The sequence below is a fragment of the Amaricoccus macauensis genome (genome assembly GCF_014201905.1).
Classification (GTDB): Bacteria; Pseudomonadota; Alphaproteobacteria; order Rhodobacterales; family Rhodobacteraceae; genus Amaricoccus; species Amaricoccus macauensis.
In genome coordinates this window covers 1,279,484-1,296,042 of the sequence record NZ_JACHFM010000001.1, presented here as the reverse complement: position 1 = coordinate 1,296,042, position 16,559 = coordinate 1,279,484, and the positions used below count along the sequence as shown (strand labels likewise).

The 16,559-nt window shown below is 69.6% G+C and carries 19 protein-coding genes; 12 read left to right on the top strand and 7 right to left on the bottom strand.

Going from position 1 to position 16,559, the window contains the following annotated elements; translation table 11 throughout:
• Positions 1 to 2 precede the first annotated feature (2 nt).
• Positions 3 to 635: a hypothetical protein gene (locus HNP73_RS06255; RefSeq protein WP_184147721.1), complete on the top strand. Its 633-nt coding sequence runs from the start codon at positions 3 to 5 to the stop codon at positions 633 to 635.
• Here HNP73_RS06255 and HNP73_RS06250 read toward each other — a convergent pair.
• Genes HNP73_RS06250 through gatC form a run of 3 tightly spaced genes read right to left on the bottom strand, consistent with a single transcriptional unit; the run spans position 617 to position 3,022 of the window.
• The gene (locus tag HNP73_RS06250; protein WP_184147720.1) at positions 617 to 1,207 is read right to left on the bottom strand and encodes a hypothetical protein; all 591 of its coding nucleotides are present in this window, start codon (positions 1,205 to 1,207) and stop codon (positions 617 to 619) included. The two genes, HNP73_RS06255 and HNP73_RS06250, sit on opposite strands and share 19 nt — an antisense overlap.
• 46 nt (positions 1,208 to 1,253) lie before the next feature.
• Entirely contained in the window at positions 1,254 to 2,738 is a 1,485-nt protein-coding gene (gene gatA / locus HNP73_RS06245) for an Asp-tRNA(Asn)/Glu-tRNA(Gln) amidotransferase subunit GatA (RefSeq protein ID WP_184147719.1), read from the bottom strand.
• Positions 2,735 to 3,022, bottom strand: a complete 288-nt coding sequence (gatC, locus tag HNP73_RS06240; RefSeq protein WP_184147718.1) for an Asp-tRNA(Asn)/Glu-tRNA(Gln) amidotransferase subunit GatC — start codon at positions 3,020 to 3,022, stop codon at positions 2,735 to 2,737. Before gatC ends, gatA begins: the two co-directional genes overlap by 4 nt.
• 197 nt (positions 3,023 to 3,219) lie before the next feature.
• Between gatC and HNP73_RS06235 the strand changes: the two genes are divergently transcribed.
• Positions 3,220 to 3,909 (top strand): metal-dependent hydrolase, encoded by a 690-nt coding sequence (locus HNP73_RS06235; protein ID WP_184147717.1) that lies wholly within the window; start codon positions 3,220 to 3,222, stop codon positions 3,907 to 3,909.
• Entirely contained in the window at positions 3,909 to 4,199 is a 291-nt protein-coding gene (locus HNP73_RS06230) for a hypothetical protein (protein ID WP_184147716.1), read from the top strand. The genes HNP73_RS06235 and HNP73_RS06230 overlap by 1 nt, the downstream gene beginning before the upstream one ends.
• 187 nt (positions 4,200 to 4,386) lie before the next feature.
• On the opposite strand, the gene glyS is transcribed toward HNP73_RS06230, so the two are convergent.
• The 3 genes from glyS to irrA all read right to left on the bottom strand — a co-directional run bounded on the left by glyS (position 4,387) and on the right by irrA (position 8,348).
• Positions 4,387 to 6,516, bottom strand: a complete 2,130-nt coding sequence (gene glyS, locus HNP73_RS06225) for a glycine--tRNA ligase subunit beta (RefSeq protein WP_184147715.1) — start codon at positions 6,514 to 6,516, stop codon at positions 4,387 to 4,389.
• A 4-nt stretch (positions 6,517 to 6,520) separates the two neighbouring features.
• Entirely contained in the window at positions 6,521 to 7,723 is a 1,203-nt protein-coding gene (gene gltS / locus HNP73_RS06220; RefSeq protein ID WP_343063207.1) for a sodium/glutamate symporter, read from the bottom strand.
• Between the two features lie 184 nt (positions 7,724 to 7,907).
• Positions 7,908 to 8,348 carry an iron response transcriptional regulator IrrA gene (gene irrA, locus HNP73_RS06215; RefSeq protein WP_184148059.1) on the bottom strand — a complete coding sequence of 147 codons (441 nt, stop codon included), beginning with the start codon at positions 8,346 to 8,348 and terminating at the stop codon, positions 7,908 to 7,910.
• Positions 8,349 to 8,537: 189 nt separating this feature from the next.
• Between irrA and fabA the strand changes: the two genes are divergently transcribed.
• The 9 genes from fabA (at position 8,538) to HNP73_RS06170 (ending at position 16,031) form a co-directional block, all read left to right on the top strand.
• The gene (gene fabA / locus HNP73_RS06210; RefSeq protein WP_184147714.1) at positions 8,538 to 9,044 is read left to right on the top strand and encodes a bifunctional 3-hydroxydecanoyl-ACP dehydratase/trans-2-decenoyl-ACP isomerase; all 507 of its coding nucleotides are present in this window, start codon (positions 8,538 to 8,540) and stop codon (positions 9,042 to 9,044) included.
• Between the two features lie 15 nt (positions 9,045 to 9,059).
• A complete protein-coding gene (gene fabB / locus HNP73_RS06205) occupies positions 9,060 to 10,289 on the top strand; it encodes a beta-ketoacyl-ACP synthase I (protein ID WP_184147713.1) in 1,230 nt (409 codons plus the stop codon).
• Positions 10,279 to 11,085, top strand: a complete 807-nt coding sequence (locus HNP73_RS06200) for an enoyl-ACP reductase FabI (RefSeq protein WP_184147712.1) — start codon at positions 10,279 to 10,281, stop codon at positions 11,083 to 11,085. Before fabB ends, HNP73_RS06200 begins: the two co-directional genes overlap by 11 nt.
• A 47-nt stretch (positions 11,086 to 11,132) precedes the next feature.
• Complete coding sequence (locus tag HNP73_RS06195) at positions 11,133 to 11,963, top strand: alpha/beta fold hydrolase (RefSeq protein ID WP_184147711.1); 831 nt, start codon at positions 11,133 to 11,135, stop codon at positions 11,961 to 11,963.
• The gene (locus HNP73_RS06190) at positions 11,960 to 12,934 is read left to right on the top strand and encodes a threonine ammonia-lyase (RefSeq protein WP_184147710.1); all 975 of its coding nucleotides are present in this window, start codon (positions 11,960 to 11,962) and stop codon (positions 12,932 to 12,934) included. The genes HNP73_RS06195 and HNP73_RS06190 overlap by 4 nt, the downstream gene beginning before the upstream one ends.
• Complete coding sequence (locus HNP73_RS06185) at positions 12,931 to 13,707, top strand: glycerophosphodiester phosphodiesterase family protein (RefSeq protein ID WP_184147709.1); 777 nt, start codon at positions 12,931 to 12,933, stop codon at positions 13,705 to 13,707. Before HNP73_RS06190 ends, HNP73_RS06185 begins: the two co-directional genes overlap by 4 nt.
• A 54-nt stretch (positions 13,708 to 13,761) precedes the next feature.
• Positions 13,762 to 14,961: a GNAT family N-acetyltransferase gene (locus HNP73_RS06180; RefSeq protein WP_425486624.1), complete on the top strand. Its 1,200-nt coding sequence runs from the start codon at positions 13,762 to 13,764 to the stop codon at positions 14,959 to 14,961.
• A 63-nt stretch (positions 14,962 to 15,024) separates the two neighbouring features.
• Positions 15,025 to 15,660, top strand: coding sequence for a glutathione S-transferase family protein (locus HNP73_RS06175; protein ID WP_184147708.1), 636 nt, complete (start codon positions 15,025 to 15,027; stop codon positions 15,658 to 15,660).
• The gene (locus HNP73_RS06170) at positions 15,657 to 16,031 is read left to right on the top strand and encodes a 4a-hydroxytetrahydrobiopterin dehydratase (protein WP_184147707.1); all 375 of its coding nucleotides are present in this window, start codon (positions 15,657 to 15,659) and stop codon (positions 16,029 to 16,031) included. The genes HNP73_RS06175 and HNP73_RS06170 overlap by 4 nt, the downstream gene beginning before the upstream one ends.
• A 61-nt stretch (positions 16,032 to 16,092) precedes the next feature.
• Here the strand turns inward: HNP73_RS06170 and HNP73_RS06165 are convergent, their stop codons facing one another.
• The gene (locus tag HNP73_RS06165) at positions 16,093 to 16,533 is read right to left on the bottom strand and encodes a DUF1801 domain-containing protein (RefSeq protein ID WP_343063206.1); all 441 of its coding nucleotides are present in this window, start codon (positions 16,531 to 16,533) and stop codon (positions 16,093 to 16,095) included.
• Between the last annotated feature and the right edge of the window lie 26 nt (positions 16,534 to 16,559).

The following is a 16,559-nucleotide window of genomic DNA, read 5'->3' as shown; positions in this document are numbered from 1 at the left end:
CAATGCCACGCCCCTCGCCACTCCGGAACCGCGTCGCGCCGGACGGCGGCCTGCATGCCGTTTCGGCGCGCGGCACCCTCATGGGCAACCGCGGCGGACGCCTGCACCGCCCGGACGGCACGCTCACCGCGTCGCGCTGGCGCAGCCGCGCCTGGATCGCCTGCCGCCTTGCCTTCCGCGACCGACATCGGACGGTGATGGGCGAGAGCTACACGGAAGTCTTCTTCCTCGACGAGGCGACCGCGCTCGCGGCGGGCCACCGCCCGTGCTTCGAGTGCCGCCGCGCCGATGCGCTCGCCTTCGCGGGCGCCTGGGCGCGCGCGAATGGCCTCACCACGCCACCACGCGCCGGCGAGATGGACCGGGTGCTGCACGCCGAGCGCCTCGGACCCCCGGACCTCGTGCGGCGCGGCGCGCTGCCGCCGGGGGCGATCTTTCGCGCGGGCGACGGCTTTCGCCTCTGCCTCGCCGACGGCGTGCGCGCCTGGAGCTTCGAAGGCTACCGCCCGGCACCGGACGTACCGGCCAGCCAGCCGGTCATCGCGGTCACACCGGGCTCCATGCGCGCCGTTCTGGCCGCCGGCTACGCCCCGAGGCTCCACCCGAGCGCCGACGCTCAGTTGAGCGCGCGGTAGGGGACGGGGTTCCAGTTGCACGCGAAGCCGTCGCCGTCCGCGTCGAGGCCGAGGGAGTCCCGATCCGGCCCCCCGGCGGCGAGGAACGCGCGCTGCGCCTCGTCGTCGGAGCGGTACCGGCCACAGGCGCCCATTCCCGATACCCGGCCGGCGAACGAGCGGCTGTAGATCTTTTCGCCCACCTGATTCGTCGTCTGCCGGGCAAAGAGCGCCACATTGACGCCGTTCTCCGAGGGCACGTTGGTCGGCTGGAAGACCACGAGCTGACGCCGGGCGTTGTCGAGATCGGTCTGGGCCTTGGCCGCGTCGATCTTCTGCTGCTCGAGCGTCCACTGCATCAGGTTGATGCGGTCCTGATCGAGCGCGGTCCCGGTCCCGTCGGCGGAGGGTGCGCCCGCGCCGACCGGCGGCAGCATCGGGTCCACGGGAAGCGGGTCGCCGCCGAGATCGGGGGCGCCATAGCTCGACGGTGTTCCGGTCAGGGGTACCTCGGTGACGTTCGCGTCAGGTACAGAAACCGAACTCGCGCAGCCGGCGAGCGCCGCGCACATGAAGACCGCCACAATCCGCATCGAACAGCCCGCCTTTCGCAATAAGCCCGCTCGCTTTGCGGCGGTCTTACCACCATTTCGCGGGTTTTGCAGCAAATCCACTCGCTTGTTCGATCGCAAACGCGACATCAAGCATTTCTGCCTCACCCCACGGCCGGCCGATGACCTGAAGCCCGAGCGGCAGCCCGGTGGCCGAGAGGCCCGCGGGCACCGCGGCGCCCGGCAGGCCGGCCAGGTTCACCGTCACCGTGAAGACGTCGTTGAGGTACATCTCCACCGGATCGGCATCCGCCATCGTGCCGATGCCGAAGGCGGCCGACGGCGTCGCGGGGGTCAGGATCGCGTCGACCCCGGCCTCGAACGCCTGCTCGAAGTCGCGCTTGATCAGCGTGCGGACCTTCTGCGCCCGCAGATAGTACGCGTCGTAGTAGCCGGCGGAGAGCACGTAGGTGCCGATCATGATCCGCCGCTTCACCTCCGGCCCGAAGCCCTCGGCACGGGTGCGCTCATAGAGCGCGGTGATGCCCTCGTTCGCGCCGATCTTCGCCCGGCGGCCGTAGCGCACGCCATCGTAGCGCGCGAGGTTCGACGACGCCTCGGCCGGTGCAATGACGTAGTAGGCCGGCAGCGCGTACTTCGTGTGCGGCAGCGAGATGTCGACGATCTCGGCACCAGCGGCGCGCAGCATGTCGGCGCCGGTCTGCCACAGCGCCTCGATCTCCGCCGGCATCCCATCGACGCGATATTCGCGCGGCAGGCCGATCTTCTTGCCGCGCAGGTCGCCGGTCAGCGCGGCCTCGAAGTCCGGGACGGCGAGCGGCGCGGAGGTGGAATCCTTCGCGTCGTGCCCGGACATGGCCTTCAGCATGATCGCGGCGTCGCGGACGGTCTTCGTCATCGGGCCGGCCTGATCGAGCGACGAGGCGAAGGCCACGATCCCCCAGCGCGACACCCGGCCATAGGTCGGCTTCACCCCGACGATGCCGGTGAAGGCGGCTGGCTGGCGTATCGAGCCGCCGGTATCGGTGCCCGTCGCCGCAAGGCAGAGGTCGGCCGCGACCGCCGCCGCCGAGCCGCCGGAGGAGCCGCCGGGCGTCAGCGCGGCGTCGCCCTCGCCACGCCACGGGCTGATCGCCGGGCCATAGACCGAGGACTCGTTCGAGCTCCCCATGGCGAACTCGTCCATGTTGAGCTTGCCGATGCAGGTGGCACCCGCCTCCCAGAGCTTCGTCGTCACCGTGCTCTCGTAGGGCGGGCGGAAGCCCTCGAGGATGCGCGAGGCGGCCTGACTCTGCACGCCGTCGACGCAGAACAGATCCTTGATGCCGAGCGGGATGCCGCAGAGGTCGGGCGCGTCACCCGCCTTCAGGCGCTCCGCCGCGCGCGCTGCCTGCGCGCGCGCGAGGTCCGGCGTGGGCGCGGTGACCGCATTGAGCGCCGCCGCTGCCTCGGAGGCTGCGAGACAGGCGTCGGTCAGCTCGGCCGCGCCGATGTCGCCGGAGCGCAGGCGGTCGCGGGCGTCGGCGATGGTGAGAGAGGCAAGATCGGTCATTCCACCACCTTCGGCACGGTAAAGAACCCGTCGCGGGCGTCGGGGGCGTTCGCGAGCACCCGCTCGGCATTGCCGCCGTCGGTCACCACGTCCTCGCGCCACGGCAGCTCCATGGGCGTGACCGAGGTCATCGGCTCGATGCCCTCGACGTCGACTTCACGCAGCTGCTCCATGAAGCCGAGAATGCCGGAGAGCTCACCGGCAAGATGCTCGAGATCGGTCTCGGCGACCTCGATGCGCGCCAGATGCGCGACGCGGCGCGCGGTATCCTTGTCGATCGACATGGGGGCAGTCGTCTCCGGCCGGGCGGGTTCAGGGTTTGTGGCGCTTTATCGCGCGGGCGGATCCCGTGCAAGCTCCAGCCGGTCCGCGAGGCTCGCGGCAGCGCGCCGGGCCTGCGTCGATTCGCGGGCGATGAGGCGTTTCGCCGGGCCGACGGGGATGGTAAGTCCGGGACGGCATTCGAGAAAGGGACCGCGCGATGAAGCTTCGCTGGCTTGGCCATTCCGGCTTCCGTCTGGAGATCGGCGATCAGGTGCTGCTGATCGACCCTTGGATCGGCAATCCGCTCTTCGACGCGAGCCGCCGGGCCGAGGCGATCGAGGGCGTCACCCACATCCTGATCACCCACGGGCATTTCGACCACATCGCCGACACGATCGCCATCGCTCAGGAGAAGGGCGTGCCGGTCGTCGGCATCTACGACCTGATGACCCACTGGCAGGAGAAGCACGGCATCGACGTCGTGGGCTTCAACAAGGGCGGCACGGTCAGGCTCGGCGACGTGGCGGTGACCATGGTCTCGGCGACGCACTCCTCGTCGTTCGGCGGACCGGACGGCCCGGTCTATGCCGGGACCGAGTCGGGCTTCATGATCGCCGGCGAGGGGCGCACCATCTACGTCTCCGGCGACACCGACGTGATGGCCGACATGGCCGTCTTCGAGGATCTGCATCACCCGGAGATCGGCATCCTCTGCGCTGGCGGGCATTTCACCATGGACATGGCGCGGGCGGCCTACGCGGCGCGCAAGTTCTTCAACTTCAGGACGGTGATCCCCTGCCACTACAAGACCTTCCCGCTGCTCGAGCAGTCGGCCGAGCCGCTGCGCGCGGGCCTGCCCGGCGTGAACGTGGTGGCGCCGGAGGTGATGGAGGAGGTGGAGCTCTGATGGATCTCGAACGCGACGAGCCCGAGGCCGGGCTCACGCCGCCGGAACAGGCGCTCTGGTGGGTGGCGAAGGGCGGCTTCGCCGTCGGGCCGGCATGGGAGCGGGCGCACGAGATCGCCCAGGCGAGCGAGGGCGTGGCCGCATACGACCGCGTCCACGCGCTGCTGCACTGGATCGAGGGCGACCGGTCGAACTCGGACTACTGGTATCGCCGCGCCGGGAAGGCCCGCGCCGGCGCCGATCCCCGCGCCGATTGGGAAGCGCAGGTGGCGGACCTTCAGCGAGCCTGACGAAGCGCGTCGAGCCGTCCCGGCGGGCGCGGAAACGCCCCCGCAGGGGCGATCGCGGACGGATTTGTCACTCGCCAAATCCGTCGCTCTTCACCGTTTCAACCAGTTCCACGCCGGAGCGGATCCGTCGCCGCTGCGCCAGGGTGCTGCAAGCATGAGCCCTGTGGCGCTACTCTGCCGAACCGCCTCAGCCCTCGACCGCCGCGAAGATCGCCACCCGGTTCATCACCGCCCGGATGCGGTTGAGCAGGCAGAGCCGGTTCCGGCGCACCGTGGCCGAGGGGGCGTTCACCACCGTCGTCTCGAAGAACGCATCAATCGGCGCCCGGAGCCGCGCAAGCGCCGCCATCGCCCCTGCGAAGTCCTCCCGCCCGAGCGCCGGCGCCAGCGCCGCCTCGGCAGTGTCGAGCGCAGCGAAGAGGCTGCGTTCCTCCTCCGTCTCGGCGAAGCGGACGTCCGGGTCGAGCGAATACTCGACGCCGTCCTTCTTCTCCTCCTGCCCGAGGATGTTCACCGCACGCTTGTAACCCGCCAGCAGGTTCGCGCCGTCCTCGGTCCCGAGGAAGCCCTGCAGCGCCTGAACCCGCGCGACGAGCACCACCAGATCGTCCTGCCCGCCGAGCTGGAAGCAGGCGTCGATCACGTCGTGCCGGATGCCCTGCTCACGCAGGTAGACCTTCAGACGATCGGCGAGGAAGGCGAGCAAGTCCCCCGCGAGGACAAGCGCGCACTCCCGCTCCACCCGGTCGCTGGAGAGATCGGGCACTTCGTCGCCGGCCGGCGCCAGCGCCGCCATGGCCGCCCGGTTGCGCCGGATCGGCGCCAGCAGCGCGTCCGTCAGCCGCAGGCGATGGCCTTCGAGCAGGATGCGGATCACCCCGAGCGCCGCGCGCCGCAGCGCGAACGGATCCTTCGACCCGGTCGGCTTCTCGTCGATCGCCCAGAACCCGGTCAGTGTGTCGAGCTTGTCGGCCAGCGCCACGGCGACGGAAATGGGCGCGGTGGGCACCGCGTCCGACGGGCCGAGCGGCTGGTAATGCTCCGGGGCGGCGGCGGCGACCGCAAGGTCTTCCCCCGCGCGCTCGGCGTAGTAGCGCCCCATGGCGCCCTGCAACTCGGGGAACTCGTAGACCGCCTGGCTCGCGAGATCGGCCTTGGCGAGCGTCGCCGCGCGCTCCGCGAGGTCGGGATCGGCCCCGACCGCCGGCGCAAGCTCGCGGGCAAGCGCGGCGATCCGGGCGACGCGCTGCCCCTGCGTGCCGAGCCGGTTGTGGAAGGTCACGGCGTCGAGCTTCGCCGCCATCTCGCCGAGCGGTGTGCGCAGATCGTTCTGCCAGAAGAATTCCGCATCGGCGAGGCGCGCGGTCAGCACCCGGGCGTTGCCGGCGAGGATCGTGGCGCCATTGTCGGCGGTCTCGCGGTTCGCGACCAGCAGATAGGCGGTGATCGCGCCGCCGGGCTCGCGCAGGGAAAAGAACTTCTGGTTCTCGCGCATGGAGGTCTGAAGCACTTCCGGCGGCAGGTCGCGGAACCGCTCCTCGATGCGGCCCATGAGCGTCACCGGCCATTCGGTGAGACCGGCGTTTTCGGCGAGCAGCCCCGGATCCTCGACGAGTTCGAGGCCGGTCGCGAAGGCGAGCTGGCGGGCGTCGTGCTCGATCCGGTCGGCGCGGTGCGCCGGGTCGAGCATCACGTGAGCGCGCTCGAGCTTCGCGGCGTAGTCCTCGAACGAGGTGACGGCGAAGGGCTCCGGCGCATGGAAGCGGTGGCCGCGGGTCACGTCGCCCGCGACGATGCCCTCGATCTCGAACGGCACCACCTCGGCGCCGCTCTCGCGCACGAGGATGCAGAGGATCGACTGGAGCGGCCGCACCCAGCGCAGCGAGCCCGACCCCCAGCGCATGGACTTCGCCCAGGGGAAGTCGCGGATCACCGCCTCGACGGTCTCGGCGACGATCTCGGCCGCCGGACGGCCGGGGCGGTCGATCACCGCGACGAGGATGTCGCCCTTCTTGTCGGCCCGGGTCTCCAGCGCGTCGCGGGCGAGGCCGGTCGAGCGCAGGAAGCCCTCGATCGCCTTTTCCGGCGCGTCGGCGCGCGGCCCCTTGCGCTCCTCGCGGAGGCGCGGCGAGGCCTCGGCGAGGCCCTCGATCGCCAGCGTCAGCCGGCGCGGCGTCGCGAAGGCGGCGGCGTGAGCGTAGGTGAGACCGCGCTCCACGAGGCCATCGGTGACGAGGCGGCGCAGATCGGCGCTGGCCTTGGCCTGCATGCGGGCGGGGATCTCTTCGGAGAAGAGTTCGAGAAGGAGATCGGGCATTGGGTCAGCCGGCGAATAGGTGGAGGAAGCCCTGCACGACGAGGGCGTTCGCAAGGTCGACGAAGACTGCGGACACCAGCGGCAGGACGATGAAGGCGGTCTGGCACGGACCGTACTGCTTGGTCACCGCCGTCATGGTGGCGATGGCAGTCGGCGTCGCGCCGATGACGAAGCTCGCATAGCCCGCGCTCATCACCCCGGCCCGGTAGTCGCGACCGAGCAGGTGGAAGACGACGAACCAGGCGACGGCGACGGCGATCACCGTCTGCACCAGCAGAACGGCGGCAAGCGTGCCGGCCATGCCGGCGAGCGCCCAGAGCTGCAAGGCCATGAGCGAGATCGCGAGGAAGACCCCGAGGGAGAACTCGGACACGAGGCTCAGCGCGGGCGTGTGGCTGATCGGTCGGAGGAACGGGGCAAGCGTCGCCAGATTGCCGACGACGATCCCGACGATGAGGCACGGCACGAAGAGCGGCAGCATCACGCCAAGGGCGAGCACCCCGCGTTGCAGCAGATAGCCGAGGATGATGCAGACGAAGATCCACAGGAGCGTGCGCATCAGCGAATTGCGGGTGATCGGCTCGACCGTGTCGCCCGGCACGAGGCCGACCGGGTTCACGTCGGTCTCGGTGGAGACGAGGTGGTTGCGGCCGATCAGGATGCGACCGAGCGGTCCGCCGATGACACTGGCGGCGACAAGGCCGAGCGTGGCCATGGCGATGCCGATCTCGGGACCGCCCTCGAGGCCGCGCTGGACGAGTTCGGGCGACCAGGCGATGACGGTGCCATGGCCGCCAAGCAGCGAGGCGGAGCCGAAGACGACGCCCATGGCGACCGGCAGCCCGGAAATCCACGCGGCGCCGAGACCGACGATGTTCTGCACCAGCAGGAGCACGGCGGTCACGACGATGAGGATGCCGAGGGGCTTTCCGCCGGAGAGGAGGTCTCCGACGCGGGCATTGAGGCCGATCCCGGTGAAGAACACGAGAAGCAGGAGGTCCCGGGTGTGGGTGTCGAAGGACACCTCGACCAGCCCCGCCTCGCGGAGCCCGAAGAAGAACAGCGCGACGAGCAGGCCGCCGGTCACCGCGTCGGGGACGTTGAACCGCCGCAGGATTGGCACCCGGTAGTTGATTGCCTCGCCGATCAGATAGGCGACGAGGCCGACGGTGAGGGCCATGAAATCGGGGAACTGGATCTGCGGCACGGGACCTGGCTCCTGCGGCGGGGCGCCGCGCTCTTCACCGCGTTACCGCGTGGGCGGGAGGCGGGTCAATCTCGGGCGCTCCTCCCGGGATCCGCCAGCAATGCGGAAGAGCGGTGAAAAACGCTGGATCAGCAGCGCGTTACCGCAGCACGGGTCGCCATGTGCCGTTTTGCACAGTTGCGGGTCAGTCGGCCTTTCGGCGCAGCCGGATCACCACGTCGATGCGATCAAGCTCGGCACCGTCGGGAATGATCGCCTCCCCGATGAGCTTCACCGCGTCGTTCGGCGCGTCGGTCAGGCGGCCGTCCTCTTCCCAGTAGTAGTGGGGATGCTCGTCGACACGCGTATCGAAATAGGTGCGGCTGCCGTCGACGGTCACTTCGTGCATCAGCCCGGCCTCGCAGAAGGCGCGGAGCGTGTTGTAGACGGTGGCGAGCGAAACGGGCGAATCCTGGCGGGCGGCGGCGGCATGCAGCCCCTCGGCCGTGACGTGGCGGTTGCGACCGTCGCCGATCAGGAGCTCGGCGAGGGAGAGACGCTGCCGCGTGGGCCTGAGGCCGCCGCTGGACAGCCACGAGGTCGCCCTGGCCCGGGCGGGTCCGCGGTCTGTGGTCCTGGCTGGCATCATGGCGGGCTTCCTCCGATCATCTGGCAAATAAGCAGAACACCCGGTGGATTTCCAGTCCTCCGCCAGTCCGGGACGATACCTTTGACATTTTCCGCCGCGGCCGTGCAGGTCTTGCGCGGATCGCGGCGTGGGTGATAGACGTCCGGCGATGTTCGGCAGGGAGCCGGCCTTGAACAAAAAGCCCAGATGACCGATCGCCCAACCCGCTTTGACTATGACGGCCTGATGCAGTGCGCCCGTGGCGAGATGTTCGGCCCCGGCAATCCGCAGCTTCCCGCTCCGCCCATGCTGATGATGGACCGGATCACGTCGATCTCGGCCGACGGTGGACCCCATGGCAAGGGCCACGTGGTCGCCGAGTTCGACATCAAGCCCGAACTCTGGTTCTTCGGCTGTCATTTCATCGGCGACCCGGTGATGCCCGGCTGCCTCGGGCTTGACGCCCTCTGGCAGCTCACCGGGTTCAACCTCGGCTGGCGCGGGATGACCGGCCGCGGCCGGGCGCTTGGCGTGGGCGAGGTGAAGTTCACCGGCATGGTTACGCCGCAGGTGAAGCTCGTCGAGTACACGGTAGAATTTACGCGCGTCATCGACCGCAAGTTGAAGCTCGGCATCGCCAACGGCATCATGAAGGCCGACGGTGAGACCATTTACACAGCCACCGACATGAAGGTGGGCTTGTTCACCGATTGAGAGGAGGGACGCGCCATGCGCCGCGTCGTCATCACGGGAATCGGCATCGTCTCGTCCATCGGCAACAGTGCCGACGAGGTGCTCGCCTCGCTGAAGGCCGGACGCTCCGGCATCAGCTTCGCGCCGGAATACGCCGCGCACGGCTTCCGCAGCCATGTGCAGGGCAAGCTGGACATCGACGTGACCGAGCATATCGACAAGCGTCAGCTTCGGTTCATGGGCGATGGGGCGGCCTACGCCTATATCGCCATGGGTCAGGCGATCGCGGATTCCGGGCTTGAGGAATCGGACGTCTCGAACGAGCGGACCGGGCTCATCGCCGGCTCCGGCGGGCCGTCGACGCGGAACATGTTCGAGGCGCACCAGACGGTGATCGAGAAGGGCAGTCCGAAGCGGATGGGGCCATTCATGGTCACCCGCTGCATGTCCTCCACCGTCTCCGCCTGTCTCGCGACTCCCTTCAAGATCAAGGGGCTGAACTACTCGATCACCTCGGCCTGCTCGACGAGCGCGCATTGCATCGGGTCGGGCGTCGAGCAGATCCAGTTCGGCAAGCAGGACATCGTCTTCGCCGGCGGCGGCGAGGAACTCGACTGGACGCTCTCGTGCCTCTTCGACGCCATGGGCGCCATGAGTTCGCGCTACAACAACGATCCGCAGCGCGCGAGCCGCGCGTTCGATGCCGAGCGCGACGGGTTCGTGATCTCGGGCGGCGGCGCCATCGTGGTGCTGGAGGAGCGGGAGCACGCGCTGGCGCGCGGGGCGAAGATTTACGCCGAGGTGACGGGCTACGGCGCGACCTCGGACGGCAATGACATGGTGGCGCCGTCGGGCATCGGCGGCGAGCGCGCCATGCGGCTGGCGCTGACGACCCTGCCCGAGGGGCGCCGCGTCGGCTACATCAACGCGCACGGCACCTCGACGCCGGTCGGTGACGTCTCGGAGGTCGAGGCGGTGCGGCGGGTGTTCGGCGAAGGCCAGGTGCCGCCGATCAGCTCGACGAAGTCGATGACCGGCCACAGTCAGGGCGCGGCCGGGGCGCAGGAGACCATCTACTCGCTCCTCATGTTGCGCGATGACTTCATCGCGCCCTCAATCAACGTCGAGACTCTGGACCCGGGGATCCGCCCGGGTGAAATAGCCACGACACGGGTGGACAATGCGGGGCTCGATAGCGTGATGACGAACAGTTTCGGCTTCGGAGGCACCAACGCCTCCCTGATCCTGAGCCGTCATGCCGGTTGAGCCGGTGACGGGGGAACTGCTCAAGGGCAAGCGGGCGCTGATCCTCGGGGTCGCGAACGACCACTCGATCGCGTGGGGGATCGCACGCGCCTTCGCCGCGCAGGGGGCTGAACTCGGGTTCACCTATCAGGGCGACAGCTTCGGCCGCCGGGTGAAGCCGCTCGCCGAAAGCGTCGGCGCGAAGATGATCGTGCCGGCGGATGTTCTGGACGGGGCGTCGCTTGACGCGCTCTTCGAGAAGGTCGTCGAAGTCTGGGGCGGCCTGGACATTCTCGTCCACGCGATCGCGCATTCCGACAAGGCCGAGCTCGACGGCAAGTTCATGGCGACGAGCCGGGCGAACTTCCTGCACTCCCTCGACATCTCCTGCTACAGCCTCGTGGACCTCGCCCGCCGGGCGTCGCCGCTGATGCCGGTGGGAGGCTCGATCATGAGCCTTACCTACATCGGCGCGCAGCGGGTGACCCCGCACTACAACGTCATGGGTGTCGCGAAGGCGGCGCTCGAAAGCTCGGTGCGCTATCTCGCGAACGACCTCGGGCCGGACGGCATCCGGGTGAACGCCATCAGCCCGGGGCCGATGCGCACGCTCGCCGGCGCGGCGATCTCCGGGGCGCGCAAGGTCTACAACGTCACCGAGCGGAACGCCCCCATGCGCCAGAACGCTTCGCTCGAGGCGGTGGGCGGCACGGCGGTGTTCCTCGCCTCCGACCTCTCGCAGGCGGTGACGGGCGAGGTGGTGTTCGTCGATGGCGGCTTCCACATCCTCGGGATGGCGCAGCCGGAGTATCTCTGACCCACCGGGAGGCGCGCGCCGCCCGGGCAGCCGCGGAGCACACGCGCATGACCTTCACCACCTCCGATGGCCTGAGGCTCGACTGGCAGGAGGAGGGCGCAGGCCGTCCCGTGCTCTGTCTGCCCGGCCTGACGCGCAACGGATCGGACTTCGACGAGTTTGCCGCGGCGCTCGGCGGACGCTACCGGCTGATCCGCCTGACGCTGCGTGGCCGCGGCAAGTCGGATCGCGATCCGGACTGGAAGAACTACAATGTCCCTGTCGAGGCGCGGGACGTGGTCGAGTTCCTGGATTTCCTTGACCTTCCCAAGGTGACGATCGTCGGCACCTCGCGTGGCGGCATGATCGCCATGGTGCTGGCCGCGACGGTGCGGGACCGGATCTCGGGCGTGCTCCTCAACGACATCGGGCCTGTGCTCGAGGCCGAGGGTCTCTCCAACATCATGGACTATCTCGGCGTCGCCCCGAAGGCGAAGACCTACCCCGAGGTCGTGTTTGCCCTCGAGGCGCGGATGGGCGGACGCTTCCCGCATCTCTCGCCCGGCAAGTGGATGAGCCTCGCCGAGCGGTGGTTCGACATGGGCCCGGACGGGCTCGTCCTCAACTACGACCCGAAGCTCCGCGATTCGCTCGAAGCCGTGGACGGGCCGATGCCGGACATGTGGCCGCTCTTCGAGATGCTCGCCGGGCTGCCGATCGCCGTGGTGCGGGGGGAGAATTCCGACCTGCTCTCGGCCGAGACCGTCGCCGGGATGGCGCGCCGTCACCCCGGTCTCATCGTCGCGGAGGTGCCCGAGCGCGGTCATGTGCCGTTCCTCGACGAACCGGAGGCGCTTCAGGCATTCGAGACACTGATGGCGCAGGTGGCGCGCGAATGACCGACGTCGCGGCGATTCGCGCAGCGGCGCGTCGCGCCCGCGGCATCCGTCGGACACCGCTGCTCGAAGCTCCCGGGCTCGACCGGCTCGCCGGGCGGCGGGTGCTGGTGAAGGCCGAGTGCCTGCAGGTGACGGGCTCGTTCAAGGCGCGCGGTGCCTGGGCGGCCATCTCGGCGCTGTCGGAAACCGACCGGCGGCGGGGCGTGCTCGCCTACTCCTCCGGCAATCATGCGCAGGGGATTGCGTGGGCCGCCGCGGCGCACGGCGCGCCGGCCGTCATCGTCATGCCCTCCGACGCGCCGGCCGTGAAGATCGACGGCACCAAGGCCTATGGCGCCGACGTGGTGCTCTACGACCGCGGGCGCGACGATCGCGACGCGCTGGGCGCCGGGCTCGCGGCCGAGCGCGGCCTGACGCTGGTGCCACCCTTCGACCACGCGCAGGTCATCGCCGGACAGGGAACCGTGGGGCTCGAGATCGCCAGACAGGCGGCAGAGGCCGGGGTCGCTCGTGCCGACGTGCTGGTCTGCTGCGGCGGTGGCGGGCTCTCGGCCGGGGTCGCGCTGGCGCTCGAGGCCGATGCGCCGGGCCTCCGGGTGCGCACCGCCGAGCCGGCGGGGTTCGATGACATGGCCCGCTCGCTCGCCGAGGGCGAGCGGCTGTCGAACGCCGCCACCACCGGCTCGATCTGCGACGCAATCCTGACGCCACGTCCCGGGGCGCTGACCTTCCCGGTGCTGCAGCGGCTGGCTGGTCCGGGCCTCGCGGTCAGCGATGCCGAGGCCATGGCCGCCGTCGCCGTGGCGTTCCGGCATCTGCACATCGTGCTGGAGCCGGGCGGGGCTGTTGCCCTCGCCGCGGCGCTCTTCCGCCGGGATGCGATCGCGGGCGACGCGGTGATCTGTGTCGCCTCGGGCGGCAACGTCGCCACGGAGACCTTCGCGCGCGCCATTTCGGAGAACATGCCATGAGCCGGTCGCCAGCCCTGCCGGAGGCCTTCCTCACCCAGCCCCTCGCCCACCGGGGGCTGCACGACCGGGCGGCAGGGGTGATCGAGAACAGCCGCGCGGCGTTCCGGGCGGCGATCGCGAAGGGCTACGGCATCGAGCTTGACGTCCAGCGCTCGCGCGACGGCGAGGCGATGGTGTTCCATGACCACGAGATGCCACGGCTGACTGATCGGCCGGGGCTGGTGCACGACTACGACGCGGCGACGCTCGCGACGATCCCGCTGCTCGATGCGGCGGACGGCGAGACGATCCCGACGTTTGCCGAGGTGCTGGCGCTCGTCGCGGGCCGTGTGCCGCTGCTCGTGGAGATCAAGGATCAGGACGGCGCCCTCGGCCCGGACGTCGGCGGCCTTGAGGCGCGGGTGGCCGCCCTTCTCGCCGGCTATGACGGCCCGGTTGCGGTGATGTCCTTCAACCCGCATTCCGTCGCGGCCATGGGGCGCGACCTGCCCGGGTGTCCGCGCGGGCTGACGAGCTGCGACTACGACGACCCGGACCTCTCCGTGCCCGACTATCGCCGGGCGGAGCTCGTCGCGACCCTCGCGGACTTCGGCGCGAGCGGCGGAGCGTTCATCTCCCACGACCGGCACGACCTGTCGAACCCGCTCGTGGCGAAGCTGAAGGCCGGGGGCCTGCCGATCCTGACCTGGACGGTGCGCAGCGCCGCGCAGGAGGCCGAGGCTCGCGCGATCGCCGACAACATCACCTTCGAGGGATACCTCGCGCCCCTGTGACGGAGGCGCGGCGGCGGTTGACGCAGCGCACGAACCCGCCATCTGATGCGGGCGATGGACGGCGACGAGATGGACGGCGGCGAGACGATCGAAATCACGGTGCTTGGCTCCCTCGGCGAGATCGCCGCGGAGGAGTGGGACGCCTGCGCAGGCGATGGCGGCATCGTGCCGGTCGATCCCTTCACGACGCACCGCTTCCTGAAGGCGCTCGAGGACTCCGGCTCGGTCGGAAACCGCAGCGGCTGGATCCCACGCCATCTGGTGGCGCGCCTCGGCGGCGTGGTGATCGGGGTGATGCCGCTCTACGCCAAGACCCACAGCCAGGGCGAATACATCTTCGACCACAACTGGGCCCACGCCTTCGAGAGCGCAGGCGGGGAGTACTACCCCAAGCTGCAGGGGGCGGTGCCCTTCACCCCGGCGACCGGGCGGCGCTTCCTGACCCGGGCCGGGTTCGAGGCGGAAGGGCGTTCGGCGCTGATCCAGGGCGCGCTCCAGATAGCCGAGCGGATGGATGTGTCGAGCCTGCACGTGACGTTCTGCACCGAGGCGGAACGGCAGTGGGGCGAGGCGATCGGCCTTCTGGCGCGAACGACGCAGCAGTTTCACTGGCTGAACCGCGGATACCGGGACTTCGACGCGTTCCTCGCGGATCTCTCTTCACGCAAGCGCAAGACGATCCGCAAGGAGCGCGAGCGGGCGCAGGCGTTCGGCGGCGAGATCGTGGTGCTGGCCGGCGACGCCATCGAGCCGGAGCACTGGGACGCGTTCTGGCGGTTCTACCAGGACACCGGCAGCCGGAAGTGGGGGCGACCCTACCTGACGCGGGCGTTCTTCGACCGGATGCAGGAGACCATGCGGGCCGACATCCTGCTGGTGCTCGCCCGGCGCGACGGACGGTGGGTCGCGGGCGCGCTGAACTTCATCGGGCGCGAGACCCTGTTCGGGCGATACTGGGGATGCGTGGAAGAGCATCCGTTCCTGCACTTCGAGCTCTGCTACTATCAGGCGATCGACTGGGCGATCGACCACGGGCTGGCGCGCGTCGAGGCGGGCGCCCAGGGCGAGCACAAACTCGCCCGCGGCTACCTTCCGACGGTGACGCATTCGCTGCACTGGATCGGCGATCCCCGCTTCGCGCGGGCGGTGGCGCAATTCCTCAAGGCTGAGGCGCAGGCGATCGACCAGGAAATCGAGGTGCTGACCGCCTACGGCCCGTTCCGACGCGGCGGGGAGCCGGCCGAAACGGAGTGACGCCCTGTTTGCGGTAGCGGGGAAATGTTCTACCGTTGGCCTCATACCGGGAGAGGGATCGCCATGGCCGACGAGCTCGTCTTTTACACCAATCCGATGTCGCGGGGACGGATCGCCCGCTGGATGCTTGAGGAGATCGGGCAGCCGTACCGGACGGAGGTGCTGGAGTTCGGACCGGAGATGAAGTCCGACGCCTATCGCGCGGTGAATCTCATGGGGAAGGTTCCTGCAATCCGCCATGGCAACCAGGTGGTGACCGAGGTGCCGGCAATCTGCGCCTATCTGGCCGATGCCTTCCCCGAGGCGGGGCTGGCGCCCGAGCCGGCGCGGCGGGGTGACTACTATCGCTGGCTGTTCTTCGCCGCCGGCCCGCTGGAGGCGGCGACGACGAATCGCGCGCTCGGGGTGGAGGTGCCTGAGGACCGGCGCGGCATGGTGGGCTATGGCTCGCTCGAGGACACCCTCAACACGCTCGAGGCGGCGCTCGCCGGGCGGGAGTACATCGCCGGTGACCGGTTCAGCGCCGCCGATGTCTACGTGGGCTCGCACATCGGCTGGGGCTTGCGCTTCCAGACCATCGACCCGCGGCACGTGTTCGCCGACTACTGCGGGCGTCTGGTCAACCGCCCGGCGGCGGTGCGTGCGCGCGAGATCGACGACGACCTGATGCGCAAGTCTTTCAAGGAGAACGTCGAGTGACCTATGTCCTGACCGAGAACGAGCGGGCCGAATTGCTGCCCGACCTCGGTGCCACCGGCTGGGGTGCCGTGCCGGAACGCGACGCACTGCGCAAGATATGGAAGTTTCGGACCTTCTCCGAGGCGTGGGGTTTCATGTCCCGCGTCGCGCTGGCCGCGGAAAAGCTGAACCATCACCCGGAGTGGACGAACATCTACAACGTCGTCGACGTGACGCTCACCACCCACGCCTGCGACGGCCTCTCGCGCCTCGACCTCGACCTCGCGCGGCGAATGGACAAGATCGCCGGCGATGCCGCCGAGGTGCAGCGCAACCACTCCGAGCCGGTGGAATGCCTCTGCCGCCTGCAGCACATGCGCGACGGCGGCTGAGGGCCGGAGGCGGGCGGCCCGGGGCCGACAGGACCGCGCCCGGCCCGCTTACCGGGGCCCGCTAGGGCTTCCAGCCCGGCAAGGCGGAGGCTTGCGTCACCCAGCGGGTGAACCGGGCCTCGTCGAAAACGCCGTCCTCGCCGATGTGCAGATAGCGCGCCCTCGGGTCTTTCGATCCCTCGGGCGGCAGTGGATCGAGTGCCGTGCCGTCGAAGAACGCGACCTTCACGTAGCGGGTGAAGCAGTGGAACGACAGGAACCAGCCCTTTCCCGGCGCGCGGTAGAAGGGTGAGTTCCACCGCACGGCCTTTTCCACGTCAGGAACTGCGGCGGTGACGAGAGCGTCCAGTCGCTCCCCGATCGGCCGTTTCCAACCGGGCATGGCGGTGATGTACGCCTGAACCGGTGCGTCCCCGTCACCCTTCGGGATCTGCGGGTTGCCCCCGGAGAGGAGCCGGGGCGTCTGCTCCTGCCGCGGCTCTGACGTCTCACGATCCGGCACCGGTCGTCACTCCCCTGCCTCTCCGC